Genomic DNA, 26,345 nt, shown 5'->3' on the forward strand with positions numbered 1-26,345 from the left:
GCCACCGCCGCCGGCCGCGACGCCATATCCGCGACCCCATGTCCGCGACGCCGTGCCGCCGCGGTGGCCCGCCCGCCGTCCTACAGCACCAGCGACAGCAGCAGCACGAACACGATGCCGACGACCGAGATGATCGTCTCCATCACCGACCACGTCTTGACCGTCTGGCCGACGCTCATCCCGAAGTACTCCTTCACCAGCCAGAAACCGGCGTCGTTGACGTGGCTGAAGAAGAGGGAGCCCGCACCGACCGCCAGCACCAGCAGCGCGGCGTGCGAGGTCGACATGTCGGCGGCCAGCGGCGCGACCAGACCGGCCGCCGAGATGGTGGCGACCGTCGCCGACCCGGTGGCCAGCCGGATCGCCACCGCGATCAGCCAGGCCAGCAGCAGCGCGGGGATCGCCCAGTCCTCGGAGAAGTCCAGGATCATCCCGCCGACGCCCACGTCGATCAGGGTCTGCTTGAAGCCGCCGCCCGCGCCCACGATCAGCAGCACACCGGCGATCGGGGCGAGCGAGGTCTCCACGGTCGAGGAGATCCGCTCCTTGCTGAAGCCGGCCGCCCGGCCCAGCGTGAACAGGCCCACCAGGACGGCCGCCAGCAGGGCGATCAGCGGCGAGCCGATGACGTCGGTCACCCGCTGGACACGGTTCTCCGGGTCGTCGACGACGATGTCCACCAGCGCCTTGACCAGCATCAGCACCACGGGCAGCAGCACGGTCGCCACCGTGGCGCCGAAGCCGGGCCGCCGCTCCAGGTCGTCGGACACCCGCTGCGGGATCATCCGCTCGGGCACCGGCACGTCCACCCACCGGGCCGCGTACCGGGAGAACAGCGGGCCGGCGATGATCACCGTCGGGATGGCGACGACGATGCCCAGCGCCAGCGTGACGCCCAGGTTCGCGCCGATCGCGTCGATGGCGACCAGCGGACCGGGGTGCGGCGGTATCAGCCCGTGCATCACCGAGAGGCCCGCCAGGGCGGGGACGCCGATCCGCATCAGCGAGTAGTCACCCCGCTTGGCGACCATCAGCACCACCGGGATCAGCAGCACGATGCCGACCTCGAAGAAGAGCGGCAGCCCGATCACCGACGCGATCAGCACCATCGCCCACGGCATGGCGCGCCCGCCCGCCCTGGCGAGGATCGTGTCCACGATCTGGTCGGCGCCCCCGGAGTCGGCGAGCAGCTTGCCGAGGATGGCCCCGAGCGCGATCAGCACACCGACGCCCGCGACCGTCGAGCCGAGGCCCTTGGTGAACGAGGCGATCGCCGCGTCGAGCGGGGCGCCCGCGAAGGCGCCGAGCGCCAGCGAACCGATCGTCAGGGCCAGGAACGCGTGCAGCTTGAACCTGGTGATGAGCAGGACGATGACGGCGATGCCCGCCAGGACGGCGATGCCCAGCTGCGCGTTGCCGGCCGAGGTGATCGGTTCGGTGGCGTCCGCTGCCAGCATCTCGACGTTGAGACTGGTCACAGGGGTTCCTCGGGTTCAGGGACGGGTGGGGTGGCGGGTCGGGTCGGGGTCGGGGGCGGCCGTGGTGGCCGGGTCTCAGGCGGGGGCGAGCCGGCGCAGTGCGGCGACCGCCCGGTCGGCGATGTCCTCGGGGCCGCCCGAGACGTCGACGGTCACGCCCGCCTCGTCGTCCCCGAGCGGCTGGAGCGCCGCGAACTGCGAATCGAGCAGCGCGGTGGGCATGAAGTGGCCCCGGCGCGCGGCCATCCGCTCCTCGATCAGCGCCCGGTCGCCGGTCAGGTGCAGGAAGACGGCGCCGGGCGCGGCCGTACGCAGCCGGTCGCGGTACGCCCGCTTGAGCGCCGAACTGCTCACCACCCCGCCGAGGCCCGCCCGGCCGTGGGCCCAGCGCCCGATCGCGTCGAGCCACGGCCACCGGTCGTCGTCGTCCAGCGGGACGCCGGCCGACATCTTGGCGATGTTCGCCTCGGGGTGGAAGTCGTCGCCCTCGGCGTACGGGACACCGAGGCGCTCGGCGACCAGCGGACCGATGGTGGTCTTGCCGGTCCCGGCCACGCCCATCACGACGACGACGGGTGGGTGCTGCATGGGTGGGTGCCTCGCTGTCTTCCTCGACATCGATCGATCCGGACACCACCGCGGCATCCGTCGCCCGCACACTAGAACCCATTCGGTACGACGTATTCAAGAGCCTGTGACATAAAAGTCATACTTTTCGGTGCCGGTTACGCTAAGCACATGACGACGCAGGCCCAGGGGCTCCATACGCATGTACTGGACACCCTCGGGCTCGCCCTCACGGCCGGGGAGTACCCGCCGGGCAGCGTGCTGCGCACCGACGAGCTCGCCCAGCGCTTCGAGGTGTCACGCACCGTGATCCGCGAGGTCGTCCGCGTGCTGGAGTCGATGCACCTCGTGGAGTCGCGCCGCCGCGTCGGCGTCACCGTGCGCCCCACCGCCCAGTGGAACGTGTACGACCCGCGGGTCATCCGCTGGCGGCTGGCCGGCAGCGACCGCCCCCGCCAGCTCCGGTCGCTCACCGTGCTCCGCTCGGCCGTCGAACCGGTCGCCGCCGGTCTGGCCGCCACGCACGCCACTCCCGAGCAGTGCCGCGAGCTGACGGAGGAGGCCCTGGGGATGGTCGCCACCTCGCGCGGCGGGCAGCTGGAGGCGTACCTCGTCCACGACATCGCCTTCCACCGCGTCGTCCTCAACGCCTCGGGCAACGAGATGTTCGCCCGCCTCGGGGACGTGGTCGCGGAGGTCCTCGCGGGCCGCACCCACCACCAGGTGATGTTCGAGGACCCCGACCCGGCCGCCGTCACCCTCCACGTACAGGTCGCCGAGGCCGTACGGGAGCGGGACGCGGCCCGCGCCGAGGAGCTGACCAGGGAGATCGCGACGGGAGCACTGCGCGAGCTGGACGTCCTGGCGCCCTAGGCCGGACGCCGTCCGCCGCTCCCGGCCGATCGACAGCCGCCCCCGGCCGGTCCCCTCGGGCGGCTCGATGCCGATTAACCATCCAGTAACCTCAATAACACCTCAAATCAGCCTGTACGTGACATAGGCCACAGCCAAAACGGCGGCCGAGCCGTGACTATGTGCCCTGGCCTTCTGCCGCGGTGACCACCTTCATCACCCGCGTACGGCCGGCTGATACCGCACGACCCCTCACAAAGGCGACTTCCAGATGAGTGACCGCACCATGCCTGCGGCCGACACCCTGAGCCCCGGATCCCCGGCGGCGACGGGCACCCCCCACATCGACGCCGGTGACGCCGGTTACAGCAAGGACCTCAAGTCCCGGCACGTCAACATGATCGCCATCGGCGGCGCGATCGGGACCGGCCTCTTCCTCGGTGCCGGCGGCCGGCTCGCGGGCGCGGGCCCCTCCCTCGCCATCGCGTACGCCGTCTGCGGCGTCTTCGCCTTCTTCGTCGTCCGGGCCCTCGGTGAGCTGGTGCTCTACCGTCCCTCCTCCGGTGCCTTCGTCTCCTACGCCCGTGAGTTCATGGGGGAGAAGGGCGCCTACACCGCCGGCTGGCTGTACTTCCTCAACTGGTCGACCACCGCCGTCGCCGACATCACCGCGGCCGCGGTCTTCGCGCACTACTGGTCGCTGTTCAGCGACGTCCCGCAGTGGGTGCTCGCCATGATCGCCCTCGCCGTCGTCCTCACCGCGAACCTGATCTCGGTGAAGTACTTCGGCGAGATGGAGTTCTGGTTCGCGATCATCAAGGTCGCCGCGCTGGTGCTCTTCATGTGCGTCGGCATCTTCCTGGTGGCGACCCAGCACGAGGTCGGCGGCCACACCCCGGGCCTCGCCACCATCACCGACAACGGCGGCATGTTCCCGATGGGCATGCTGCCGATGCTGCTGGTCGTCCAGGGTGTCGTCTTCGCGTACGCCTCCGTCGAGCTGGTCGGCGTCGCCGCCGGTGAGACCGAGAACCCCGAGAAGATCATGCCGAAGGCGATCAACTCGATCATGTGGCGCGTGGGCCTGTTCTACGTCGGCTCCGTCGTGCTGCTCTCGCTGCTCCTGCCGTACACCGCCTTCACCGGCGACCAGAGCCCCTTCGTCACCGTCTTCGACAAGCTCGGCATCCCCGGCACGGCCCACATCATGAACCTGGTCGTCCTCACCGCCGCCCTCTCCAGCCTGAACTCCGGCCTGTACTCCACCGGCCGCATCCTGCGCTCGATGGCCATGTCGGGCTCCGCGCCCAAGTTCACCGCCCGTATGAACAAGGGCCAGGTGCCCTACGGCGGCATCCTGCTCACCGCCGCCTTCGGTGTCCTCGGTGTCGGCCTGAACTACCTCATGCCGGGCGAGGCCTTCGAGATCGTGCTGAACCTCGCCTCCATCGGCATCCTCGGCACCTGGGGCATGATCATGCTCTGCTCGCTGATGTTCTGGGCTCGCGCCAAGGAGGGCAAGGTCACCCGCCCGTCCTACCGGCTGCCCTGGGCCCCGTACACGCAGATCGTGACGCTGATCTTCCTCGCCACCGTCCTGTTCCTGATGTGGTACGGCGGCGGCGTCGGCCAGAAGACCGTCAACTTCGTCCCGGTCATCGCGCTCCTCCTGGTCGGCGGCTGGTTCGTCGTCCGCGGGCGGGTCGCCGCGCTCGCCGCCGCGCGGTCGCAGGACTGACCCACCGGGCACGCCACGACGCCCCCGCCGGACACCCGTCCGGCGGGGGCGCCCTCGTACGCGGCCGAATATGTACCCCGTCGGGCGGCGGTGACCGCGATAGTGGTGCCGGACATCCGCTCGACGAAGGGAAGCGCCACGATGGCACAGCAGGTCAAAGGGGTCATTGCCCCGGGGAAGAACGAACCGGTGCGCGTGGAGACCATCCTGGTGCCCGACCCCGGCCCCGGTGAGGCCGTCGTGCGGATCCAGGCCTGCGGGGTGTGCCACACCGACCTGCACTACAAGCAGGGCGGCATCAACGACGACTTCCCCTTCCTCCTCGGGCACGAGGCCGCCGGCGTGGTCGAGACGGTCGGCGACGGCGTCACCGACGTGGCGCCCGGCGACTTCGTGATCCTCAACTGGCGGGCCGTCTGCGGGAAGTGCCGGGCCTGCCGGCGCGGCAGGCCCTGGTACTGCTTCGACACCCACAACGCCCGCCAGAGGATGACGCTCACCGACGGGACGGAACTCTCACCCGCGCTCGGCATCGGGGCGTTCGCCGAGAAGACGCTCGTCGCCGCCGGCCAGTGCACCAAGGTCGACCCCGCCGCCGCCCCCGCCGTCGCCGGCCTCCTCGGCTGCGGCGTGATGGCGGGCATCGGCGCGGCGATCAATACCGGCCAGGTCGGCCGGGGCGACTCCGTCGCCGTCATCGGCTGCGGCGGCGTCGGCGACGCGGCGATCGTCGGCTCCCGCCTGGCGGGCGCCGCACGCATCATCGCCGTCGACATCGACGACCGGAAGCTGGAGACCGCCCGCACCATGGGCGCCACCCACACCGTCAACTCCCGCACCACCGACCCGGTCGAGGCGATCCGCGAGCTGACCGGCGGATTCGGCGCCGACGTCGTCATCGAGGCCGTCGGCCGCCCCGAGACCTACCAGCAGGCGTTCTACGCCCGCGACCTCGCCGGCACGGTCGTCCTCGTCGGCGTACCCACGCCGGACATGAAGCTGGAACTCCCGCTCCTCGACGTCTTCGGGCGCGGCGGGGCGCTCAAGTCCTCCTGGTACGGCGACTGCCTGCCCTCCCGCGACTTCCCGATGCTCATCGACCTGCACCAGCAGGGCCGAATCGACCTCGCCGCGTTCGTCACCGAGGAGATCGGCCTCGGCGACGTGGAGAAGGCGTTCGCGCGGATGCACGAGGGCGACGTGCTGCGCTCGGTGGTGATGTTCGGATGACCGCGCGCATCGGGCACCTCGTCACCTCCGGCACCTTCTCCCTCGACGGCGGCACCTGGGACGTCGACAACAACGTCTGGATCGTGGGGGACGGCGCCGAGGCCATCGTCATCGACGCCGCCCACGACGCCGACGCGATCCTCGCCGCCCTCGACGGCCGCACGCTGCGGGCCATCGTGTGCACCCACGCCCACAACGACCACATCGACGCCGCCCCCGCGCTCGCCGCCGCCACCGGCGCCCGCATCCTGCTCCACCCCGACGACCTGCCGCTGTGGAAGCGGACCCACCCCGACAGCCACCCCGACGGCGAGCTCACCGACGGCCAGACCCTCACCATCGCGGGCACCGACCTCACCGTCCTGCACACCCCCGGCCACGCGCCTGGCGCGGTCTGCCTGTACGCACCCGACCTGGGCACCGTCTTCACCGGCGACACCCTCTTCGCGGGCGGGCCCGGCGCCACCGGCCGGTCCTTCTCCGACTTCCCGACCATCATCGGCTCGATCCGCGACCGGCTGCTCACCCTCCCGCCCGGCACGGTCGTCCGCACCGGGCACGGCGACAGCACCACGATCGGCGCCGAGGCCCCGCACCTGGAGGAGTGGATCAACCGAGGCCACTGAGCCGCAACCGGCTCACGAACCGCATCGGGGCGCCCGTGACCGGGTCGGTGAACTCCAGCGTCCGTGCCAGCAGCTGCAGCGGACGCGTGTAGTCCTCCGGCCCGTCCTCCCGCACCACCGGATACAGCGGGTCGTGCAGGATCGGCACTCCCAGCCGGTTCATGTGGACCCGCAGCTGATGGGTCCGGCCGGTCGCCGGCACCAGCCGGTACCGGCCGAGCCCGCCCCGGTGCTCCAGCAGCTCGACACGGCTCTCGCTGTTCGGCTCGCCCGGCTCCTCCCGGGCCGCCGGCACCCCCCGCTCCTTCACGATCCGGCTGCGCACGGTCACGGGAAGCTCCAACGACGGCTCGTACGGGGCCACCGCCTCGTACTCCTTGCGCACCCGACGGTCCCGGAACAGCGTCTGGTACGCACCCCGTTCCCCGGGCCGTACGACGAAGAGGGCGAGCCCCGCCGTCAGCCGGTCCAGCCGGTGCGCCGGCTGCAGCCACGGAAGGTCCAGCTCGCGCCGCAACCGTGCCAGCGCCGTCTCCGTGACGTGCCGCCCGCGCGGGGTCGTCGCCAGGAAGTGCGGCTTGTCGGCGACGACGATCCGCTCGTCGCGGTACACGATCCCCACCTCGAACGGCACCCGCTCCTCGGCCGGGAAATCCCGGTGGAACCACACGTACCGCCCCGGCTCGTACGGCTCGTCCGCCCCCACCGCCGCCCCGTCCGCCCCGACGAACCGGCCCGCCGCGAACATCGCGTCCACCCGCTCGGCGCCGATCGCCCCCGCGTACCGCCCGAGCAGGTGGTCGCGGACGGTCGGCCACGCCCCCTCGGGGTCGGCGGGCAGGCGCAGCCGCACCGGGTCGATACCGGCGCGCTGCGGCAGCGGGGCCGCCGGAGTCCTCGTCCTGCGTCTCACCCGCCCACCGTAAGCGGTGCGACCACCCGGCCCCGCCCCGGGCGCCCGGCCCGGGGCCTCACCCGGTGCCCAGGGAGCCGAAGGCCGGCAGCACGGCGGCGATCCGGTCCCAGGCGGCGCGGTCGCGCGCCACCGCCGGCAGCGTCACGCCCGCGCCCCCGCCCCACCCGGTCGCCACGGCCACCGGATCCTCGCCGGTCGCCGCGCCCGCCGCCAGGGCCGCGGCGCCCAGGGCCACGAGCTCGGCGGTACGGGGCAGCACGACGGGCCGCCCGGACAGGCGGCGCACCGTCTCCACCCAGGTACGCCCCCGGGCCCCGCCGCCGATCAGCCGCAGCGGGACGTCCCCGTCCGGGTGCGGGAGTTCGTCGAGGACCCGCAGGACGCCGAACACGGCGCCCTCGTACGCGGCCCCGAGGACCTGCTGCCGGGACGTGGCGTGCCGCAGCCCGGTGAGCAGGCCGGACGCGCCCGGCAGGTCGGGCGTGCGCTCGCCGTCCAGGTACGGCAGCAGCACGGCCTCGCCGCCCGGGACGGCGTCCTCGCGGTCCAGGCCCAGCAGACCGGCGATCTTGTCGACGGCGAGCGTGCAGTTGAGCGTGCAGCCGAGCGGCAGGTACGTGCCGTCCGTGGCGGCGAAACCGGCGAGCGCGGCCGTCGCGGGCCGGGCGCGGGTGGCCGCGAAGACGGTGCCGGACGTGCCGAGGGAGACCACCGGGTGGTCGAGCAGGCCGTGCCCGCCCAGCCCGAGCCCCACGGCCCCGGCCATGTTGTCGCCGGTGCCAGCGGCGACCGCGATGCCCTGTGGCAGGCCCAGCTCCCGGGCCGCCGGCGCGGTCAGCGAGCCGACGCGGGTGGCGCCGGCCGGGGCGACCACCGGGAGGAGGCCCCGGTCCAGCCCGAGCAGGTCCAGCAGCTCGGGGTCGTAGGCGCGTGTCGCCGTGCCGTACCAGCAGGTGCCGGACGCGTCGCCGGGGTCGGTCGCTGCCGTCCCGGCGAGCCGCTCGGTGAGGAAGTCGTGGGGGAGGCGCACACCCGCGGCGGCCCCGGCGGTGCGCGGCTCGTTCTCCCGCAGCCACTGCCACTTGGTCGCCGTCATCGACGCCACCGGTACGGAACCGGTGCGGGCGAGCCAGTCCCCGGCCCCGAGCCGGTCGGTGAGGGCGGCGGCCTGCGGTGCCGAGCGGGTGTCGTTCCACAGCAGCGCGGGCCGCAGCGGGCGGCCGGCGGAGTCCAGGACCACCAGCCCGTGCTGCTGCCCGGCGACCGCGATGCCGGTCACCGCGCGGGCGTCGAAGCCCGTCAGCGCCTCGGCCACCGCCCCGGCGAGCGCCCGCCACCACTCCTCGGGGTCGCTCTCCCGCGCCCCGGCCTCGCCGCTCACCGTGTGGGCGGCCCGGCCGGTGGCCAGGACCTTCCCGGAGGCGGCGTCCACCAGGACCGCCTTGGTGGACTGGGTGGAGCTGTCCACGCCGATCACGGCCGGGGACGACTGCATCTCGATACCTCTCAGCTCTCTTGGCGACGGGCCGTCCGTAGCGTATTAGTAATGTCAGAAAACAAATAGACCTGGAGGCCCACATGCCGGAACGCTTCACCCCCGCCCCCGAGGACAGGTTCACCTTCGGGCTCTGGACCGTCGGCTGGCAGGGCGCCGACCCCTTCGGCACCGCCACCCGCCCCGCGCTCGACCCCGTCGAGACGGTGGAGCGCCTCGCCGGCCTCGGCGCCTACGGCGTGACGTTCCACGACGACGACCTGATCCCCTTCGGCTCCTCCGACGCCGAACGCGAGGCCGTGGTCAAGCGCTTCCGCGACGCCCTGGACCGCACCGGCATGAAGGTGCCGATGGCCACGACCAACCTCTTCACCCACCCCGTCTTCAAGGACGGCGCCTTCACCGCCAACGACCGGGACGTCCGCCGCTACGCGCTCCGCAAGACGATCCGCAACATCGACCTGGCTGTCGAACTCGGCGCCGGCGTGTACGTCGCCTGGGGCGGCCGCGAAGGCGCCGAATCGGGCGCCGCCAAGGACGTGCGGGCGGCCCTCGACCGCATGAAGGAAGCGTTCGACCTCCTCGGCCAGTACGTCACCGAACAGGGCTACGACCTGCGCTTCGCCATCGAGCCCAAGCCCAACGAGCCGCGCGGCGACATCCTGCTGCCCACCATCGGCCACGCCCTCGCCTTCATCGAGCGCCTCGAACGCCCCGACCTCGTCGGCGTCAACCCCGAGGTCGGCCACGAACAGATGGCGGGCCTCAACTTCCCGCACGGCATCGCCCAGGCCCTGTGGGCGGGCAAACTCTTCCACATCGACCTCAACGGCCAGTCCGGCATCAAGTACGACCAGGACTTCCGCTTCGGCGCGGGCGACCTGCGCCAGGCGTTCTGGCTGGTCGGCCTGCTGGAGAGCGCCGACTACGACGGGCCGCGCCACTTCGACTTCAAGCCCGTCCGCACCGACGGCCAGGACGGCGTCTGGGAGTCCGCGAAGAACTGCATGCGCAACTACCTGGTCCTCAAGGAGCGGGCCGCGGCCTTCCGCGCCGACCCCGAGGTCCAGGAGGCCCTCGCGGCCTCCCGCCTCCCCGACCTCGCCCGCCCCACCGCCGAGGACGGCCTCGCCGGCCTGCTCGCCGACCCGTCCGCGTACGACACCTTCGACCCGGAGGCCGCGGGCGCGCGCTCCATGTCCTTCGAGCGCCTCGACCAGCTGGCCCTGGACCACCTCCTGGCCACCCGCTGACCGTCCCGCCGCGATCGCCCGGCCACTTGCTCGTCGGAGTCGGTGCTTGCCCCGCCCCCGGCAGGGCGCCCCGCCCGGGAGCTCGCACCCCCGCGGTTCCGCCCCGGCGCGGTGCCGGTGCGGCCCCTCGGCGCTCGCCCGCCCGGGGGCCGGGCGACCGGCTTCTGTGCGGTTCCGCCTGGTGCGGCACCTGTGCGGTGGGTGGTGGGGTGTGGCCCCTCCGGGCTCACCTCCTCGGGGCCGGCGGCCTTGGGTCACACGCAAGGGAGCCCACCCCTTGCCTCCCCCAAGCTCTCGCTGCGCTCGAGCAGGGGGTACCCCCATCCCTGCGGGGGCGACCCTGCACGGCCCCACCCCGGGCCGTCCCCCGTCTGCGGGCCGGTGAGTGGCTGCGCCCCTGGGGCCGTCGGCGATCTGCCAGCCGGTGAGTGGAGGGCTCGGCCTCGTACCGGCGTGTATGCCGTCTGCAGGTGGACTACGGCGGGTTGTTGCACGGCGTACGGCGAGGAGGGGCCGTGCAGGGTCGCCCCCGCAGCGGATTGGCGGCGAGTAACGGCGACAAAGCCGGCTGGGCGCCCCGCCAACCGCGAGGAGGTGAGCCCGGAGGGGCCCCGCCCCAGACCCACCGGCAGCAACCGACACCCGGCCTCGCCCGCCAGGGCGCACCGCACAGCACCGCGCCGCACCGTACGGCACCGTCCCGGTTAGTTCGGGGCCCGGACCGCGTACCCCGCCGGGTCGGCGACCACCTCGCGGACCACCGCCGCCGCCGCGCCCCGCGCCGCGTCGCCGGAGGACGACGACGCCCGCAGCCGCCCGCTGCCCGCCGGCCACAGCCCGGAGACGACCCGGAGGGTCAGCTCCCGGTCCGCCGCCGGGCCCAGCCACGGCATCAGGGGCCGGTAGATGCCGCCCAGCACCACGGCCTCCGGGTCCAGCAGGTTCACCGCACCGGAGACCACGAGCCCCAGCATCCGCCCGGCCCGTTCGAGCGCGGCGACGGTCCGGGCGTCGCCGGCGCGGGCGCGCCGTTCCAGTTCGGCGACCCCGGGCATGCCGGCCGTCTCGTCGAGGCCGGCGCCCCGCAGCAGCGCGGCCTGGCCGGCGTACTGCTCCAGGCACCCGCGTGATCCGCAGCGGCACCGGGGGCCCTCCGCGTCGGCCATGGCGTGCCCGATCTCGCCGGCGAACCCGTGCGCCCCGCGCAGCAGCTCGCCGTCGACGACGACGGCGCCGCCCACGCCGATCTCACCGGTCAGGTAGAGGAAGCCGCGCACCGGCTCGGGCCCGGCGCCCACGCCGAACCACAGCTCCGCGAGCGCCGCCGCGTTGGCCTCGTTGTCCGAGCCGACGGGCAGCGCCGGCCGCCCGGGGCACTGGGCGTCCAGGGCGCGGGCGAACAGGGTTTCCGCGGCGACCTGGTTCCAGCCCAGGTTGGGTGCCTGGCGCACGGTGCCGCCGGAGACGAGCCCGGGCAGGGCGAGCCGCGCGCCGGCGGGGCGCAGGTCCTGTTCGGCCGCCGATCCGAGGGTCCGGGCCGCGATGCGCGCGGCTCGCTCCAGTACCTCGGCGGGTGCCACGCCGCGGTTGTCCACGTGTTCGGTGAGCCGCACCCGGTCGGTGCCGGCGAGGTCGACCACGCACACGGACACGTAGTCGATGTTGATCTCGACGCCGAGCCCGGCGGGTCCGCTGCGGGCCACCCGGAGCGCGGTGCCCGGCCGGCCCGCCTGCCCGCTGAACGTCTTGCCCTGCTCGGTGAGGAACCCCCCGGCCAGCAGTTGTTCGACCAGGGACGAGACCGCCGCCCGCGTCAGTCCCACTCGCGCCGCGACCGCCGCCCGGGTCGCCTCGCCCTCGTCGCGCACGGCCCGCAGGACGAGGCTGAGGTTGTGCCGCCGCACGGTGTCCTTGTCGGCCTTGGGCTCCAGCGGATGGGCGGTGTTCTTCATGGTGCGGCCGAGCCTATGCGACGCCCGCACGGACGGAAGCGCGGGCCCGGTCTGTCGACCGGACCCGCGCTTCTCTTGGTGTCCGAGGGGGGACTTGAACCCCCACGCCCGATAAAGGGCACTAGCACCTCAAGCTAGCGCGTCTGCCATTCCGCCACCCGGACAAGGTGTCTGTCTCGCGGCCTGCGGCCGTTCCGACGTGGAAAACCATAGCAAACATTGGGAGGGCCCGATCACGCCCCCGCCTCCGCCGGGGGAGGGGGCAGGATGGGAGGACCCAGCAGCAGCTACGCGGGAGGAACCAGCGTGAGCGAGTCGAGCACGGCGCGAACCGCCACCGTCACGGGCGAGGACGAGGTCACCGACCTCTGCCGCGACCTCATCCGGATCGACACCAGCAACTACGGGGACCACTCGGGGCCGGGGGAGCGGGCGGCCGCCGAGTACGTCGCCGAGAAGCTCGCGGAGGTGGGTCTCGAGCCGAAGATCATCGAGTCCCACCGGGGCCGGGCCTCCACCGTGGCGCGGATCGCGGGCGAGGACCCGTCCCGGCCCGCGCTCCTGATCCACGGCCACACCGACGTCGTCCCGGCCAACGCCGAGGACTGGACGCACCACCCCTTCTCCGGCGAGATCGCGGACGGCTGCGTCTGGGGCCGGGGCGCGGTCGACATGAAGGACATGGACGCCATGACCCTGGCGGTCGTACGGGACCGGCTGCGCAGCGGCCGCAAGCCCCCGCGCGACATCGTGCTGGCGTTCCTCTCGGACGAGGAGGCGGGCGGCACGTACGGCGCCCGCCACCTCGTGGACAAGCATCCCGATCTCTTCGAGGGCGTCACGGAGGCGATCGGCGAGGTGGGCGGTTTCTCGTTCACGGTCAACGAGAACCTGCGCCTGTACCTGGTGGAGACGGCCCAGAAGGGCATGCACTGGATGCGGCTGACCGTCGACGGCACCGCGGGCCACGGTTCGATGACGAACGACGACAACGCCATCACCGAGCTGTGCGAGGCGGTGGGCAGGCTCGGCCGGCACACCTGGCCGGTGCGGGTCACCAAGACGGTGCGGTCCTTCCTCGACGAGCTGTCCGACGCGCTGGGCACCCCGCTGGACCCGGAGGACATGGACGCCACGCTCGCCAAGCTCGGCGGGATCGCCAAGATGATCGGCGCCACCCTCCGCAATTCGGCCGCCCCGACCATGCTCGGCGCCGGGTACAAGGTCAACGTCATCCCGGGGCAGGCGACCGCGCACGTGGACGGGCGTTTCCTGCCGGGGTACGAGGAAGAGTTCCTGGCCGACCTCGACCGGCTGCTCGGGCCGCGCGTCCGGCGCGAGGACGTGCACGCCGACAAGGCGCTGGAGACGAGCTTCGACGGCGACCTGGTGGACGCCATGCAGTCGGCGCTCAGGGCGGAGGACCCGATCGCCCGCGCGGTGCCGTACATGCTGTCCGGAGGCACGGACGCGAAATCCTTCGACGACCTCGGCATCCGCTGCTTCGGCTTCGCGCCGCTCAAGCTGCCGCCGGAGCTGGACTTCGCCGGAATGTTCCACGGGGTCGACGAGCGCGTGCCGGTGGAGGGCCTGAAATTCGGCGTCCGGGTGCTGGACCGTTTCATCGACGCCAGCTGAGGCCCCCGACCGGCCCGGCCTGATTACCAGGAATAGTCAGGTGAAACGACTCTCCAATAATCGCCCGCGTGTGCACATCTGACCGAAAAGGGTGAACGGAGTCATCGGGTCGTAGCCCGATTACCTCCCTGTCGTTACAGGTGATGCGGTCCGCGGTTGGGACCGCATTGCCAACAAGGAGGAATTATGATCAAGAAGGTCGCCGCTGTCGCGGCCGCCACCGGTGGGCTGGTCCTGGCCGGCGCGGGCATGGCCGTCGCCGATGCGGGTGCGAACGGTGCCGCCGTTGGCTCCCCCGGTGTCATCTCGGGCAATGTGGTCCAGGTTCCCGTCCACATCCCGATCAACGCCTGTGGCAACACGGTGAACGTCATCGGCCTGCTGAACCCGGCCTTCGGGAACGTCTGCGTCAACGACTGACGTTGAGCCTCGACCCCTAGTGGTCTGAGCCCGGCCGGCCCCGGAGCGCGCGCCATGCGCTCCGGGGCCGCTGGACATTCGTACCTCCCGGCGCTGTGCCCGGAGGTATTCGGAAAGCCTAGAAGGCAGGGAACCAGCTATGCGACAGGTCACGCGAAAGGGCCTGACCATCGTGGCGGCCGCGGGTGGCGTACTCGCCCTCGGCGGCGGATTCGCCCAGGCGCACACCGGCGCCGACGCCCACGGGGCGGCGACGAATTCTCCGGGCGTCGCGTCCGGGAACAACGTGCAGGCACCGGTGAGCGTGCCGGTGAACGCGTGCGGCAACACCGTGAACGTCGTCGGGGCACTCAACCCGTCGTTCGGGAACAAGTGCGTCAACAAGTCCAGCGGCGCCAAGGCGAGCGGGGCGGCCGCGAACTCCCCGGGTGTCGCCTCCGGCAACAACGTCCAGGCTCCGGTCAACGTGCCGGTCAACGCCTGCGGCAACAGCGTCGACGTCGTCGGCGCGCTCAACCCGTCGTTCGGAAACGGCTGCGCCAACGGTCACCCGCACAAGCCGGGGAACCCGGACCAGCCGGGCAACCCCGGGAACCCGGACGAGCCGGGCAACCCGGGGAACCCGGACGAGCCCGGTAACCCCGGGAACCCGGACGAGCCCGGCAACCCGGGGAACCCGGACGAGCCCGACGAGCCCGGCAACCCCGGGAACCCGGACCAGCCCGGTACCCCCGACGAGCCGGACGAGCCGGGGACGCCGGGCAAGCCGGACAGCCCGGACCAGCCCGGTTCGCCGATCGAGCCGAACGAGCCCGGTCCGCAGACCGTCACCCCGCCGCAGGCGGACGACGAGCTGGCGCTCACCGGTGCGGCCCCGCTCGGCATGCTGATCCCGGCGGGCGCGGGCCTGCTGCTCGGGGGCACGGTCCTCTACCGCCGTACCCGGCAGTCCTCGTAGTCCCCGTCCTCGCGGACACGACGGAGCGGGCCTCGCGCATGCGGGGCCCGCTCCGTGCCGCTCGCCACCTTCACCAGGTGGCGCGCACCTGACGGATGATGCGCCGGCGCAGCCGCACACGGCGGCTGCCGTCCCGGTGCAGACTCAGTCGGTCCAACTCCCAGTGTCCGTACTCGGCATGGTCGGTCAGCAGACGGGTCGCCTCCTTGCGGGACACCCCGCGAGGTACGTACACGTCGACAAATTCGTATTCCGGCATCGCATCTATTGTGCGGGCACCGGCCCGGTACGGATAGCGTCTGCACTATGTCTGATGCTGCGCAGCCCACCGCTGCCGAGGTACGTGCCGCCGCCGAGGCGGTCAAAGCCGCACTGGACCGTCACCTGGAGGCGGTCGAGAACCGCACGGGTGATGACGACCCGGCCGTCTACGCCGCCTTCAACGCCCTCGCCACCGCCGCCGAGGCCTACGACGAGCGGCTCTACGACCGCTACGACGAGGTCACTCCGTTCGAGATCCCCGGCGTGGAGGACTCCCTCCCGCCCTATGAGGGCCCGGAGGAGCCGAACGCGCTGACCGTGCTGATCCGCCGCGACTACGCGGTGGTCGAGCCGCAGCGGCTGCTGGCCCAGTCGCAGCGCATCGCGGACCTGGACCGCGAGGACGACGGCGCGGAGGCGGCCGCGGTGGTGGGGGCGAGCGTCCACGCCGCGCTGGGCGTGCTGTTCGGCGAGTTCGAACCGGACGAGATCGCCTCGCGGCACAAGGAGTTCGGCCTGGAGGAGGGCGACTCCACCCTGTGGGTGGCCGCCGCCGACGAGCTCCCGGAACCGGGCGAGTGGCTGAGCACCCCGTTCGACCAGGCGGACCCGGGCCGGGTGATCTGCCGCTTCGACGTGAGCGCGGTGTTCGACGAGGACGAGTTCCACGGGGAACCGGAGAGCGCACGCCCGGACACCGTCTGACACCCCGGGCACCCCTGACCCGGGGCCCTGCCCCGAGACCGGCCCCCAGGCCCCCGTGACGACCGCCCGGCGGTCGTCACGGGGGCCTGTGCCGTCACGGGGCCCGGGCGTGGGCCGTCACTCCTCCGGGGCGGCCAGGAGCGACTCCAGGAGCGCACGCAGACGGGTGGTGCGGGGGCGGGGGAGCGACTCGGACACCGCGCGCGGAAGTGCCTGGTCCACGCCGTGGACCACCGACAGGTGCCGCTCCCCGCGGCCGAACGCGGTGTAGACCCACGCCCGGTCCAGCGCTCCCGCGGCGTCACCGGGCAGCACCACGACCGCCGCCGGCCAGCGCATGCCCACCGCCTGGTGCGCGGTCAGCGCCCAGCCGTGGCGGAGCGCCGTCTCGACCCGGTCCCTCGGCACGAGGACCCGCTCGCCCTCGCATTCGAGGTGCAGCCCCTCCGCGTCGGCGGACAGGACGGTGCCGGGCACCGTCCGGCCGGGGGCCGGCGCGTGAGCGACCCGGTCGCCCGGGTCGAAGCCGCCGAAGCGGCCGGGCCCCGGGTTCAGCCGCTGCTTGAGCGCCGCGTTGAGCGCCCGTGTGCCCACCGAACCGCCGTGGCCGACGGTGATCACCCGGGTCTCCTCGGCCGGCACGCCGAACGCCCGCGGCACCGAGTCCGCGACCAGCTGCACCGTGCGGTGGACCGCCTCGCCGGCGTCCCGCACCGGGACGATCACGACCTCCTTGCCCGGCGCCTCCACCGGGACCAGCTCACCGATCCCGATGCCGGACACCAGCTCCCCGATCGGCCCGGGGTCCGGCGTGCGCGAGGCCACCTGCGGGCACGCCCGCGCCGCCAGGACGTCCGCGAAGACCCGCCCCGCGCCCGCGGACCACAGGACGCCCGGGTCGCCGCTGAGCACCAGGCGGCACCCGTCCGGCAGGGCCTCGACCAGCATCGCGGCGGTCTCGACGTCCAGTTGCGGGGCGTCCAGCACCACCAGCAGGTCCAGCGCGAGCGCCCCGTCCTCGTCCCGGTCGGGGCCGCCGGCGCCGGACAGCAGCCCGGTCAGGGTGTACGCCGGCACGTCCGCGCCCAGCCGGCGGCGGCCGTTCTCCGTGTACGCGGCGACGGCGGCCCGGAGCCCGAGCCCGCGCGCCGCCCCGGCCAGCGCGACCGCCTCGCCCCGCGCCGCCTCGCCCCCCGTGTGGGCGACCAGCCCGTGCTCGGCGACCGCCCGGGTCAGGTCCGTCGGCGGGGCGTCCCGCCAGCGGGCGTCCGGCCCGCTCCTGGCCAGCCGGGCGAGCCCGTCGGCGAGGCTCTCCTCCGCCAGCGCGTACCGGTCGAGCCCGAGGAGCACCGGCACCGGCTCGGCGTCCTGCTCCGCCACCTCCTCGCCGGCCCCGCCCTCGTCCTCGTCCTCGTCGGCCCCGTCGTGGAAGACCAGCACCGCGCCCTCGGCGATCGCGTGCCGCACCGCCTCCTCCGGCGCGGGCACCGCGTGCTCCGCCAGGGCCGCCCGCACCTCCGCGGCGTCCAGCGCCGTGTGCCCCTGGAGGGCCGCCCGCTGGAGGACCCAGCCGACGAGCGCGACCGTCCGGCGCTCGTCCCCGGGGCCGCACTCCGCCCCGAGCAGCGCCCGGGCGAAACCGTCGGCCTGCTCGGGGCGGACGCCCGGCACCGACAGCAGCTGCCAGGGGTCCTCGCGCAGCACGTCCGCCGCCGTCTCGCCCAGCAGTGCGGCCACCCGCGCGGCGAGCGCCTCGGGCGCGCCGCCCTCGGCCAGGACGGCCCGTACCGCCGCGACCGTCTCGGGCGCCGCCACCCGCGCGGGGCGGACGGGCTCGGGGCCGGCCGCGGGGCGCGCGGACGGTGCGGGCTCCGGCGCGGGCCGCCGTGGTGCGGGTGCGGGGGAGTCGAAGAACGCCGTACCGGACGACGTGCCGCTCTCCACGGCCCGGACCGCGGCCAGCAGGTCGGCCGCGGTGCCGCTGAGCTTGCCGCCCGCCTCGATGGTGCCGCCCTTCTCGGCCTTGCGCTGCTCGATGCGCGCCCGCAGCTCCCGCTGAGCGGCCAGCTCGGCCTCCGCAGCGGACACCGAAGCGCCGGCGTCACCGCCCGCGGGGCTCCCGTCCGCCGCGCTCCCGGCGTCCGTCCCGCCCGCGTCCGCGTCCTCGCCCTCGGTCCCGCCGGCGCCGTCCGGTGCCCCGCCCGCGTCCTGCCCGTCCGCCTCCGCGTCCTCGGGGGGCTGGGCGGGCAGGCCGGCCGGGTCGCCCGGCTCCAGGTCCTCCGCGGCGGCGGACGCGGTGGCGTCCCGGTCGTCGTCGGCCGAGGGGCCGGGGGTCTCCCCCCGGGGAAGCGCGGTCACAGCGTGCTCCAGTCCTGATCGGGATAGCGGTGCACGGGCGCCGACACATCGTCGAGCGCCCGGCGGATCTCGTCAGGAAGACTAAGGGTCTCCACTGACAACGCGGCCGCGAGCTGCTGCGCGTTGCGCGCGCCCACGACCGGCGCCACCACCCCCGGACGGTCGCGCACCCAGGCCAGCGCCACCTGGAGGGGCGTGGCCGCGAGTCCGTCGGCCGCCGTGATCACGGCGTCGACGATCCGGGTCGCCGAGTCGTCCAGGTAGGGCTCCACGAACGGCGCCAGCCGGTCGGACGCGCCCCGCGAGTCGGACGGCGTGGCGTGCCGGTACTTGCCCGTCAGCACCCCCCGCCCCAGCGGCGAGGACGGCAGCAGCCCGAGGCCCAGGTCCCGCGCGGCGGGCAGCACCTCCCGCTCCACGCCCCGCTGGAGCAGCGAGTACTCCATCTGTGTGCTCGCCAGCCGCGCCCGCGCCCCGCCCGGTGCCAGCTGCCACGTCGCGGCCTTCGCCAGCTGCCAGCCGCAGAAGTTGGACACGCCCACATACCGCGCCCGGCCGCTGGCCACCGCGATGTCCAGGGCCTGGAGCGTCTCCTCGAGCGGCGTGTCCGGGTCGAAGGCGTGGACCTGCCACAGGTCCACGTAGTCGGTGCCGAGCCGGGCCAGGGACGCGTCCAGCGCCGCCAGCAGGTGTCCGCGCGAGCCGTCGACGCGCCGGTCGGGGTCCGGAACGCTGCCGGCCTTCGTCGCGATCACCAGGTCGCGCCGGGGGACCAGCCGCTCCACGAGCCGGCCGAGCAGGTACTCGGCCTCGCCGCCGCCGTACACGTCCGCCGTGTCGATCAGCGTCCCGCCGGCCTCCCAGAACGCCTTGAGCTGGTCCGCCGCGTCGTGCTCCTCGGTGTCGCGCCCCCAGGTGAGGGTGCCGAGGCCGATCCGGGACACGCGCAGGCCGGTACGGCCGAGATGCCTCTGCTCCATGGCCGCGAGATTACTGGCCAGAGGCCCACGCGCAGAGAGCCTGTGGACAACGCCGTGCGGCGCGGGGCCTTCCCCCTCCTGACGGGACGAGTGCCCGCGCGCTAGAGTCCGGACCCAGATCGTTACTGGTCAGTAAATGTGTCGACGAGTAAGGGGACCGGCTATGCGGCTCGGCATCAACCTCGGCTACTGGGGTGCGGGCATGGACGGCGACAACCTCGCCGTCGCCCAGGAGGCGGACCGCCTCGGCTACGACGTCTGCTGGGCCGCCGAGGCGTACGGCTCGGACGCCCCGACCGTGCTGGCCTGGGTCGGCGCGCAGACCGAGAACATCGACATCGGCTCCGCGATCATGCAGATCCCGGCCCGGCAGCCCACCATGACGGCCATGACGGCGGCGACCCTCGACTCGCTCTCCGGCGGCCGCTTCCGCCTCGGCCTCGGCGTCTCCGGGCCGCAGGTCTCCGAGGGCTGGTACGGCGTCAGGTTCGACAAGCCGCTCGCCCGGACCCGCGAGTACGTGGAGATCGTGCGCAAGGCGATGGCCCGCGAGCGGGTGACCCACGAGGGCGATCACTGGACGCTCCCGCTGCCCGGCGGCCCCGGCAAGCCGATCAAGCTGACGGTCCATCCGCAGCGCGAGCACATCCCGCTCTACATCGCCGCCATCGGCCCCAAGAACCTGGAGCAGACCGGCGAGATCGCGGACGGCGCGCTGCTCATCTTCCCGTCGGCCGAGCACCTGGAGGAGACCGCGCTGCGCCACCTCCGCGCGGGCCGGGAGAAGGCGGGCCTGACGATGGACGGGTTCGACGTGTGCCCGACCCTCCCGCTGGCCATCGGCGACGACGTGAACGGACTCGCCGACATGTTCCGGCCGTACACCGCGCTGTACGTCGGCGGCATGGGCAGCCGCAAGCAGAACTTCTACAACCAGCTCGCCCAGCGCATGGGGTACGAGAAGGAGGCCGCCGAGATCCAGGAGAAGTACCTCTCCGGGGACAAGGCGGGCGCGGCGGCCGCCGTTCCGCACCGGCTGATCGACCAGACGACGCTGCTCGGGTCCGTGGAGCGGATCGCCGACCGGATGCAGGCCTACGCGGCCGCGGGCGTCACCACCCTCACCCTCGCCCCGGCGGGCTTCACCCTCGACGAGCGGATCGCGGCGCTGCGGGCGGGGACCGAGGCGCTGGAGCGCGCGGGCCTGGTCGACTAGCCGTCCCGGACAGGTCTGCGGCCGTGGTGGGGGCTCGGGGTCATCCCCGCCACGGCCGTCGTGATGCACAACGCTCCACGCCCCCTCGGGGTTACTGCCGGGGCGCGGCCGGCACACGGCCGCCCCGTCCGCGCCCGCCGCGCCGGCCGCGCCGGCCGCTCCCATGCCCCGGGCCGGATGCCCCGCCTCCCGGAGAGCCCCGGCGCTGCGCCATCCGGCGGAGTCCCGTGGCCCTGGTGTTGCCACGTCCTCCATGCGGCATTTGACTCGTTCTTTGCGGACTTCGCGCAAGTGCGCACAGACGCGCGTATGGAGGTGGCACTGATGCTGTCGGCCCGGAGCCTGTTCCAGGAGATCATCGACAACGACGACTCCTACCAGCTGTTCTGTTCCATCGCGGCCAGCGGGGAGGCGCAGGGCGGCTGGGAGAACGCCCGTATCGCCGCCCTCGTCCCCGAGAGCATGCGGGACCTCGCCCCGAAGGTCACCCGGCACGGGGCCGACGAGGACAAGCACGGCCGGATCTTCAACGGCCTGCTCAAGAAGCGCGGCCTCGAACCGGTCGCCGTGCCTCCCGGGACCGACTACACGATGCTGCTGGAGCAGCGCGGTATCGGCCTGGCCCACGAGAAGCTGCGCCGGGACCAGCCGCTGACGGAGGAGGACGTCCTCGTCTACCTCTCGCACAGCCGCGTCACCGAGCAGCGCGCGGCCGACCAGATGGACATGCTCGTCAAGTACTTCGGCGACCACCCGGAGGTCGGCAAGGCGATCCGGCAGATCTGCGGCGACGAGGACAACCACCTGGCGTACTGCCACGAGGAACTCCTGCGCCTGGCGTACGCCGGACACGGCCGGGCCATCCAGCGCACCCTGCGCGAGTGCGCGCTCGCCGAGATCGCCGTCTACCGCGACGTCAGCCTCGCCGTCATGGACCACATGGGCCGCATCCTGCGGTGGCCGGGCGCCAAGCGGACCGCCCTCGCCCTGGGCATCCGGGCGATGTACGCCTACGAGCGGGCCGGCGGCTGGCGCCGCATGGTGCAGCTGCGGATGCCGGAGCGGCGCGACCCGCTCGGCGGGCCGGCCGAGCCCGCCCCGGCGTACTGAGCCCCGCCCGGCGGCGCTACAGCCAGCCCCGGCGCTTGAACAGCCGGTACAGGCCCACGACCGCCACCGCCATCAGCAGGATCACGGCCGGGTAGCCCCACACCTGATGCAGCTCCCACATGTGGTCGAAGTTCATGCCGTACACGCCCGCGACCATCGTGGGCACCGCGGCCATCGCCGCCCACGCCGAGATCTTGCGCATGTCGTCGTTCTGCCGCACACCCATCTGCGCGAGGTGGGCGGACAGGATGTCCGACAGCAGCCGGTCGAGCCCCTCCACCTGCTCGGTGGCGCGCGTCAGGTGGTCGCTGACGTCCCGGAAGAAGGGCTGGGCGTGCTCGCTCACGAAGGGCACGCCCGCGCCCGCCAGCCGGGTCATCGGCGCCGCCAGCGGCCCGGTCGCCCGGCGGAACTCCAGCACCTGCCGCTTGAACGTGTAGATCCGGGCCGCCGTGTTCTTGGCGTCGCCGCCCGCGGGCTGGAAGACCTCCGTCTCCATCTCCTCCAGGTCGACCTGGAGCTCGCCGGCCACCTCGATGTAGTGGTCGACGACCGCGTCGCTGATCGCGTACAGCACGGACGTCGGCCCGTGCCTGAGCACCTCCGGCTCCGCCTCCAGCCGCTTGCGCACCGCCGTCAGGGGCGCGCCCTCGCCGTGCCGGACCGTCACCACGAAGGAGTCGCCCACGAAGACCATCAGCTCGCTCGTGCTGACGGTGTCGGTGCTCGGCTCGTACACCACCGGTTTGAGGACCATGAACAGGGAGTCGTCGTAGACCTCCAGCTTGGGCCGCTGGTGCGCCTTGAGGGCGTCCTCCACGGCCAGCGGGTGGAGGCCGAACTCCTCCGACACGTGGTCGAACTCCTCCTCGGTCGGTTCGTGCAGCCCGATCCAGAGGAAGGAGTCGCCCGAGCCCGAGGCGCGGGCCGCCGCGAGAGCGTCGGAGAAGTCGGACGGGCCGTCGCTGCGCTGCCCGTCCCGGTAGATGGCACAGTCCACGATCACGGCGCGTATTCTTCCCCGGCCCCGGGCGCCTCGCACCCGTGGAGCCGCCTAGGCTGGCAGGCATGGCCACGTTGATCCTCGTACGGCACGGACGTTCCACCGCCAACACGGCGGGTGTACTCGCGGGCTGGACGCCCGGGGTCGCCCTGGACGAGCGCGGCACCGCGCAGGCCGCGGCGCTGCCCGCACGGCTCGCCGGCGTGCCGCTCGCGGCCGTCGTCACCAGTCCGCTCCAGCGGTGCCGGGAGACCCTCGCCCCGCTCCTCGACGCCCGCCCCGGACTGCCCGTGCACTCCGAGGAGCGGATCGGCGAGTGCCACTACGGCGACTGGTCCGGGCGCAAACTCGCCGAGCTCGCCGACGAACCCCTGATGGAGGTCGTCCAGCGGCACCCCTCCAACGCGGCGTTCCCCGGCGGCGAGTCGATGCGCGCCATGCAGGCCCGTGCCGTCGAGGCCGTGCGCGACTGGAACGCGCGCGTGGAGGCGGCCCACGGGGAGGACGCGGTCTACCTGATGTGCTCGCACGGCGACATCATCAAGTCGCTCGTCGCCGACGCACTCGGGATGCATCTCGATCTGTTCCAGCGGATCCATGTGGATCCTTGTTCCGTGACGGCGGTCCGTTACACCCGTCTGAGGCCGTCTCTTCTGCGTCTCGGCGACACCGGCGACCTCGCCGGGCTGATTCCGCGCGAGGAACCCGGCGGCGAGGCCGCGGAGGTGGGCGGCGGCGCGGGAGCACCGTGATCGAATCGCACAGTAGGGTGGACGGGCCGCAGCGCCGTCCGAACCGATGCAAGGGAGAGGGAACGTGTCCCGTCAGGTGTTCCTCTATGACCCACCGGAGCGTTTCGTGGCCGGCACGGTCGGGCTGCCTGGCCGCCGTACGTTCTTCCTCCAGGCCTCCGCGGGAGGCCGGGTCACCAGCGTAGCCCTGGAGAAGACGCAGGTGGCCGCGCTCGCCGAGCGGATCGACGAGCTGCTGGACGAGGTGGTGCGGCGCACCGGGGGCAACGCCCCGGTCCCGGCGGTCGCGCCGTCCGACGTCACGGACACCGCCCCGCTGGACTCCCCGGTCGAGGAGGAGTTCCGGGTCGGCACGATGGCGCTGGCCTGGGACGGCGACGAACAGCGCATGATCGTCGAGGCGCAGGCGCTGGTCGAGCTGGACGTGGAGTCCGAGGAGGACCTCGCGGAGGCCGAGGAGCGGCTGCTCCAGGACGAGGAGAACGGACCGCCGATGCTGCGCGTCCGGCTCACGGGGGCGCAGGCGAGGGCGTTCGCCAAGCGGGCCCTCGACGTGGTCAACGCGGGCCGGCCGCCGTGCCCGCTGTGCAGCCTGCCGCTCGATCCGGAAGGACACGTATGCCCGCGCCAGAACGGATACCGCCGGGGAGCCTGACGGCGGTGGAGCTGCTCGACCTGCTCGCCAAGGGCGAGCTGACGGTTCGCGGCCAGGTGCGCGAGGCGTCCAACGCGGTGCTGGTCTGTTCCGTGGCGTACGAAGGTCAGGAAGCCGACTGCGTCTACAAGCCCGTCGCCGGGGAGCGTCCCCTGTGGGACTTCCGCGACGGGACGCTGGCGCAGCGCGAGGTGGCGGCCTACGAGGTGTCCGAGGCGACCGGGTGGGGCCTGGTGCCGCCGACCGTCCTGCGGGACGGTCCGTACGGCCAGGGCATGGTCCAGGTGTGGATCGAGGGCGACCCGTCCGCCTCCCTGCTGGCGCTGGTCGACGGCGACGATCCCGGCGAGGGCTGGAAGGCGGTCGGGCCGGCGCAGATCGACGAGGACCGCACCGCGCTGCTGGTGCACGCCGACGACGTACGGCTGCGGCGGCTCGCCGTGCTCGACGCGGTGATCAACAACGGGGACCGCAAGGGCGGCCATCTGCTGCCCGCGCCGGACGGCCGGCTGTACGCGATCGACCACGGCGTCACCTTCCACGTGGACGACAAGCTGCGCACCCTGCTGTGGGGCTGGGCGGGCGAGCCGCTGCCCGGTGAGGCGCTGGAGGTCCTGGCCCGTCTGGACGCCTCCCTGGCGCCCGGGGCGCCCCTCGCCGCCCGTCTGGCGGAGCTGATCACCCCGGCGGAGGTCGCGGCGGTACGGATCCGGGTCGCCGCGCTGCGTTCCGCGGGCCGCCACCCCGAGCCGTCCGGCCAGTGGCCCGCCATCCCCTGGCCGCCGGTCTGACCGGTCAGGCCGGTCCTGCCTGGTCACAGCACATGCCGGGCGAAGGTTCAAGAGGGCGTGTTCGGTCATGATTTCCGCATCCGGTTCGTATCCGGAACTGGCGTCCGGTTACGCTCGTGACATGCATGCCTGGCCCGCTTCTGAGGTCCCCGCCCTGCCCGGCAAGGGCCGCGACCTCCGGATCCACGACACCGCGACCGGTGGACGAGTGACCCTCGACCCCGGCCCCGTCGCCCGTATCTACGTGTGCGGCATCACGCCGTACGACGCGACCCACATCGGTCACGCGGCGACCTACAACGCGTTCGACCTCGTTCAGCGCGTGTGGCTCGACACCAAGCGGCAGGTCCACTACGTCCAGAACGTCACCGACGTGGACGATCCGCTGCTGGAGCGGGCCGTCCGCGACGACATCGACTGGGTCGCCCTCGCCGAGAAGGAGACGGCCCTCTTCCGCGAGGACATGACCGCCCTGCGGATGCTCCCGCCGCAGCACTACATCGGCGCCGTCGAGGCCATACCCGGCATCGTGCCGCTCGTGGAGCGGCTCCGGGACGCGGGCGCCGCGTACGAACTCGACGGCGACGTCTACTTCTCCGTGGAGGCCGACCCGCACTTCGGCGAGGTCTCGCACTACGACGCCGAGCTGATGCGGGCCCTGTCCGCCGAGCGCGGCGGCGACCCGGACCGCCCGGGCAAGAAGAACCCGCTCGACCCGATGCTGTGGATGGCCGCCCGCGAGGGCGAGCCCAGCTGGGACGGCGGCACCCTCGGGCGCGGCCGCCCGGGCTGGCACATCGAGTGCGTGGCCATCGCCCTGGACCACCTCGGCATGGGCTTCGACGTCCAGGGCGGCGGCTCCGACCTGGTGTTCCCGCACCACGAGATGGGCGCCTCGCACGCCCAGGCGCTGACCGGCGAGCACCCGTTCGCCAAGGCGTACGTGCACGCCGGCATGGTCGCCCTGCACGGCGAGAAGATGTCCAAGTCCAAGGGCAACCTGGTCTTCGTCTCGGCGCTGCGCCGCCAGGGCGTCGACCCGGCCGCCATCCGGCTCGCGCTGCTGTCCCACCACTACCGCGCCGACTGGGAGTGGACCGACGCGGTCCTCGAGGAGGCCCAGGAGCGGCTGGACCGCTGGCGCGCCGCGGTCTCCCGCCCCGACGGGCCGTCCGCCGACGCGCTGGTCGAGGAGGTGCGCGAGGCGCTGGCCGACGACCTGGACGCCCCGGCCGCCCTGGCGGCGGTGGACCGCTGGGCCGCCCGCCAGCAGGCGGAGGGCGGTACGGACGAGTCCGCGCCGGGGCTCGTCTCCCGGATCGCCGACGCCCTGCTGGGCGTGGCGCTGTAGGCCGGAGCCGTACGGCATCCGCTCACGACGGCGGGGCGGC

Annotated in this window: 24 protein-coding genes and 1 tRNA gene; 15 read left to right on the forward strand and 10 right to left on the reverse strand. The window is 73.3% G+C overall.

The window, feature by feature from the left end:
- Positions 1 to 80: 80 nt before the first annotated feature.
- Together A4V12_RS10900 and A4V12_RS10905 are read right to left on the reverse strand one after the other, a co-directional pair.
- Complete coding sequence (locus A4V12_RS10900; RefSeq protein ID WP_064069080.1) at positions 81 to 1,478, reverse strand: GntP family permease; 1,398 nt, start codon at positions 1,476 to 1,478, stop codon at positions 81 to 83.
- 75 nt (positions 1,479 to 1,553) lie between these two features.
- Entirely contained in the window at positions 1,554 to 2,066 is a 513-nt protein-coding gene (locus A4V12_RS10905; protein WP_064069081.1) for a gluconokinase, read from the reverse strand.
- Between the two features lie 150 nt (positions 2,067 to 2,216).
- Here A4V12_RS10905 and A4V12_RS10910 point away from each other — a divergent pair, with 150 nt between their 5' ends.
- The 4 genes from A4V12_RS10910 (at position 2,217) to A4V12_RS10925 (ending at position 6,491) form a co-directional block, all read left to right on the forward strand.
- Positions 2,217 to 2,918 (forward strand): FadR/GntR family transcriptional regulator, encoded by a 702-nt coding sequence (locus tag A4V12_RS10910; protein ID WP_064069082.1) that lies wholly within the window; start codon positions 2,217 to 2,219, stop codon positions 2,916 to 2,918.
- Between the two features lie 250 nt (positions 2,919 to 3,168).
- A complete protein-coding gene (locus A4V12_RS10915) occupies positions 3,169 to 4,635 on the forward strand; it encodes an amino acid permease (RefSeq protein WP_064069083.1) in 1,467 nt (488 codons plus the stop codon).
- A 141-nt stretch (positions 4,636 to 4,776) separates the two neighbouring features.
- Complete coding sequence (locus A4V12_RS10920) at positions 4,777 to 5,865, forward strand: S-(hydroxymethyl)mycothiol dehydrogenase (RefSeq protein ID WP_064069154.1); 1,089 nt, start codon at positions 4,777 to 4,779, stop codon at positions 5,863 to 5,865.
- Positions 5,862 to 6,491, forward strand: a complete 630-nt coding sequence (locus A4V12_RS10925) for an MBL fold metallo-hydrolase (protein ID WP_064069084.1) — start codon at positions 5,862 to 5,864, stop codon at positions 6,489 to 6,491. The genes A4V12_RS10920 and A4V12_RS10925 overlap by 4 nt, the downstream gene beginning before the upstream one ends.
- Here A4V12_RS10925 and A4V12_RS10930 read toward each other — a convergent pair.
- Together A4V12_RS10930 and xylB are read right to left on the reverse strand one after the other, a co-directional pair.
- Positions 6,475 to 7,404, reverse strand: a complete 930-nt coding sequence (locus tag A4V12_RS10930; protein ID WP_064069085.1) for an RluA family pseudouridine synthase — start codon at positions 7,402 to 7,404, stop codon at positions 6,475 to 6,477. The two genes, A4V12_RS10925 and A4V12_RS10930, sit on opposite strands and share 17 nt — an antisense overlap.
- A 58-nt stretch (positions 7,405 to 7,462) precedes the next feature.
- The gene (xylB, locus tag A4V12_RS10935; protein WP_064069086.1) at positions 7,463 to 8,902 is read right to left on the reverse strand and encodes a xylulokinase; all 1,440 of its coding nucleotides are present in this window, start codon (positions 8,900 to 8,902) and stop codon (positions 7,463 to 7,465) included.
- Between the two features lie 83 nt (positions 8,903 to 8,985).
- Here xylB and xylA point away from each other — a divergent pair, with 83 nt between their 5' ends.
- Positions 8,986 to 10,155 (forward strand): xylose isomerase, encoded by a 1,170-nt coding sequence (gene xylA / locus A4V12_RS10940; protein ID WP_064069087.1) that lies wholly within the window; start codon positions 8,986 to 8,988, stop codon positions 10,153 to 10,155.
- A gap of 704 nt (positions 10,156 to 10,859) precedes the next feature.
- Here the strand turns inward: xylA and A4V12_RS10945 are convergent.
- Together A4V12_RS10945 and A4V12_RS10950 are read right to left on the reverse strand one after the other, a co-directional pair.
- Positions 10,860 to 12,107, reverse strand: a complete 1,248-nt coding sequence (locus A4V12_RS10945; RefSeq protein ID WP_064069088.1) for an ROK family protein — start codon at positions 12,105 to 12,107, stop codon at positions 10,860 to 10,862.
- A gap of 76 nt (positions 12,108 to 12,183) precedes the next feature.
- Positions 12,184 to 12,271, reverse strand: a tRNA-Leu gene (locus A4V12_RS10950).
- Positions 12,272 to 12,413: 142 nt separating this feature from the next.
- On the opposite strand from A4V12_RS10950, the gene A4V12_RS10955 reads away from it, so the two are divergent.
- From A4V12_RS10955 to A4V12_RS10965, 3 genes are all read left to right on the forward strand, one after another.
- Positions 12,414 to 13,745: a M20/M25/M40 family metallo-hydrolase gene (locus tag A4V12_RS10955; protein WP_064069089.1), complete on the forward strand. Its 1,332-nt coding sequence runs from the start codon at positions 12,414 to 12,416 to the stop codon at positions 13,743 to 13,745.
- Positions 13,746 to 13,931: 186 nt separating this feature from the next.
- Entirely contained in the window at positions 13,932 to 14,165 is a 234-nt protein-coding gene (locus A4V12_RS10960; protein WP_064069090.1) for a chaplin, read from the forward strand.
- Positions 14,166 to 14,304: 139 nt separating this feature from the next.
- Positions 14,305 to 15,123, forward strand: coding sequence for a chaplin (locus A4V12_RS10965; protein ID WP_064069091.1), 819 nt, complete (start codon positions 14,305 to 14,307; stop codon positions 15,121 to 15,123).
- Positions 15,124 to 15,193: 70 nt separating this feature from the next.
- Here A4V12_RS10965 and A4V12_RS10970 read toward each other — a convergent pair whose 3' ends face one another.
- Positions 15,194 to 15,382 (reverse strand): DUF5703 family protein, encoded by a 189-nt coding sequence (locus A4V12_RS10970; protein ID WP_005319466.1) that lies wholly within the window; start codon positions 15,380 to 15,382, stop codon positions 15,194 to 15,196.
- A gap of 47 nt (positions 15,383 to 15,429) precedes the next feature.
- Between A4V12_RS10970 and A4V12_RS10975 the strand changes: the two genes are divergently transcribed.
- On the forward strand, positions 15,430 to 16,089 hold the full coding sequence (locus A4V12_RS10975) for a hypothetical protein (RefSeq protein WP_064069092.1): 660 nt from the start codon (positions 15,430 to 15,432) through the stop codon (positions 16,087 to 16,089).
- A 117-nt stretch (positions 16,090 to 16,206) separates the two neighbouring features.
- Here A4V12_RS10975 and A4V12_RS10980 read toward each other — a convergent pair whose 3' ends face one another.
- Together A4V12_RS10980 and A4V12_RS10985 are read right to left on the reverse strand one after the other, a co-directional pair.
- Positions 16,207 to 18,447, reverse strand: a complete 2,241-nt coding sequence (locus A4V12_RS10980; protein WP_064069093.1) for an ATP-dependent DNA helicase — start codon at positions 18,445 to 18,447, stop codon at positions 16,207 to 16,209.
- The gene (locus A4V12_RS10985; RefSeq protein ID WP_064069094.1) at positions 18,444 to 19,427 is read right to left on the reverse strand and encodes an aldo/keto reductase; all 984 of its coding nucleotides are present in this window, start codon (positions 19,425 to 19,427) and stop codon (positions 18,444 to 18,446) included. Before A4V12_RS10985 ends, A4V12_RS10980 begins: the two co-directional genes overlap by 4 nt.
- A 163-nt stretch (positions 19,428 to 19,590) precedes the next feature.
- On the opposite strand from A4V12_RS10985, the gene A4V12_RS10990 reads away from it, so the two are divergent.
- Positions 19,591 to 20,643 (forward strand): LLM class F420-dependent oxidoreductase, encoded by a 1,053-nt coding sequence (locus tag A4V12_RS10990; protein ID WP_064069095.1) that lies wholly within the window; start codon positions 19,591 to 19,593, stop codon positions 20,641 to 20,643.
- A gap of 324 nt (positions 20,644 to 20,967) precedes the next feature.
- Entirely contained in the window at positions 20,968 to 21,753 is a 786-nt protein-coding gene (locus A4V12_RS10995; protein WP_064069155.1) for a hypothetical protein, read from the forward strand.
- A gap of 16 nt (positions 21,754 to 21,769) precedes the next feature.
- Here the strand turns inward: A4V12_RS10995 and corA are convergent, their stop codons facing one another.
- Positions 21,770 to 22,768 (reverse strand): magnesium/cobalt transporter CorA, encoded by a 999-nt coding sequence (gene corA, locus A4V12_RS11000; RefSeq protein ID WP_064069156.1) that lies wholly within the window; start codon positions 22,766 to 22,768, stop codon positions 21,770 to 21,772.
- Between the two features lie 53 nt (positions 22,769 to 22,821).
- On the opposite strand from corA, the gene A4V12_RS11005 reads away from it, so the two are divergent.
- The 4 genes from A4V12_RS11005 to mshC all read left to right on the forward strand — a co-directional run bounded on the left by A4V12_RS11005 (position 22,822) and on the right by mshC (position 26,305).
- Positions 22,822 to 23,508, forward strand: a complete 687-nt coding sequence (locus A4V12_RS11005) for a histidine phosphatase family protein (RefSeq protein WP_064069096.1) — start codon at positions 22,822 to 22,824, stop codon at positions 23,506 to 23,508.
- A gap of 64 nt (positions 23,509 to 23,572) precedes the next feature.
- A complete protein-coding gene (locus A4V12_RS11010) occupies positions 23,573 to 24,163 on the forward strand; it encodes a DUF3090 domain-containing protein (protein WP_064069097.1) in 591 nt (196 codons plus the stop codon).
- Complete coding sequence (locus tag A4V12_RS11015) at positions 24,127 to 24,954, forward strand: SCO1664 family protein (RefSeq protein ID WP_064069098.1); 828 nt, start codon at positions 24,127 to 24,129, stop codon at positions 24,952 to 24,954. The genes A4V12_RS11010 and A4V12_RS11015 overlap by 37 nt, the downstream gene beginning before the upstream one ends.
- Before the next feature lie 121 nt (positions 24,955 to 25,075).
- Positions 25,076 to 26,305, forward strand: a complete 1,230-nt coding sequence (gene mshC, locus A4V12_RS11020) for a cysteine--1-D-myo-inosityl 2-amino-2-deoxy-alpha-D-glucopyranoside ligase (RefSeq protein WP_064069099.1) — start codon at positions 25,076 to 25,078, stop codon at positions 26,303 to 26,305.
- Positions 26,306 to 26,345: the final 40 nt, after the last annotated feature.

This window comes from Streptomyces noursei (assembly GCF_001646665.1).
Taxonomy (GTDB): domain Bacteria; phylum Actinomycetota; class Actinomycetes; order Streptomycetales; family Streptomycetaceae; genus Streptomyces; species Streptomyces lavendulocolor.

Bases quoted from the DNA above. Each gene is read 5' to 3' on its own strand.
- xylB (WP_064069086.1), bottom strand. From the start codon at position 8,902: ATGCAGTCGTCCCCGGCCGTGATCGGCGTGGACAGCTCCACCCAGTCC.
- mshC (WP_064069099.1), top strand. From the start codon at position 25,076: ATGCATGCCTGGCCCGCTTCTGAGGTCCCCGCCCTGCCCGGCAAGGGC.
- A4V12_RS10990 (WP_064069095.1), top strand. From the start codon at position 19,591: ATGCGGCTCGGCATCAACCTCGGCTACTGGGGTGCGGGCATGGACGGC.
- A4V12_RS10965 (WP_064069091.1), top strand. From the start codon at position 14,305: ATGCGACAGGTCACGCGAAAGGGCCTGACCATCGTGGCGGCCGCGGGT.
- A4V12_RS10960 (WP_064069090.1), top strand. From the start codon at position 13,932: ATGATCAAGAAGGTCGCCGCTGTCGCGGCCGCCACCGGTGGGCTGGTC.
- A4V12_RS10915 (WP_064069083.1), top strand. From the start codon at position 3,169: ATGAGTGACCGCACCATGCCTGCGGCCGACACCCTGAGCCCCGGATCC.
- A4V12_RS10975 (WP_064069092.1), top strand. From the start codon at position 15,430: ATGTCTGATGCTGCGCAGCCCACCGCTGCCGAGGTACGTGCCGCCGCC.
- A4V12_RS10920 (WP_064069154.1), top strand. From the start codon at position 4,777: ATGGCACAGCAGGTCAAAGGGGTCATTGCCCCGGGGAAGAACGAACCG.
- A4V12_RS10985 (WP_064069094.1), bottom strand. From the start codon at position 19,427: ATGGAGCAGAGGCATCTCGGCCGTACCGGCCTGCGCGTGTCCCGGATC.
- A4V12_RS10945 (WP_064069088.1), bottom strand. From the start codon at position 12,107: ATGAAGAACACCGCCCATCCGCTGGAGCCCAAGGCCGACAAGGACACC.
- A4V12_RS10925 (WP_064069084.1), top strand. From the start codon at position 5,862: ATGACCGCGCGCATCGGGCACCTCGTCACCTCCGGCACCTTCTCCCTC.
- A4V12_RS10910 (WP_064069082.1), top strand. From the start codon at position 2,217: ATGACGACGCAGGCCCAGGGGCTCCATACGCATGTACTGGACACCCTC.
- A4V12_RS10970 (WP_005319466.1), bottom strand. From the start codon at position 15,382: ATGCCGGAATACGAATTTGTCGACGTGTACGTACCTCGCGGGGTGTCC.
- A4V12_RS11015 (WP_064069098.1), top strand. From the start codon at position 24,127: ATGCCCGCGCCAGAACGGATACCGCCGGGGAGCCTGACGGCGGTGGAG.
- xylA (WP_064069087.1), top strand. From the start codon at position 8,986: ATGCCGGAACGCTTCACCCCCGCCCCCGAGGACAGGTTCACCTTCGGG.
- A4V12_RS10995 (WP_064069155.1), top strand. From the start codon at position 20,968: ATGCTGTCGGCCCGGAGCCTGTTCCAGGAGATCATCGACAACGACGAC.
- A4V12_RS11005 (WP_064069096.1), top strand. From the start codon at position 22,822: ATGGCCACGTTGATCCTCGTACGGCACGGACGTTCCACCGCCAACACG.
- A4V12_RS10905 (WP_064069081.1), bottom strand. From the start codon at position 2,066: ATGCAGCACCCACCCGTCGTCGTCGTGATGGGCGTGGCCGGGACCGGC.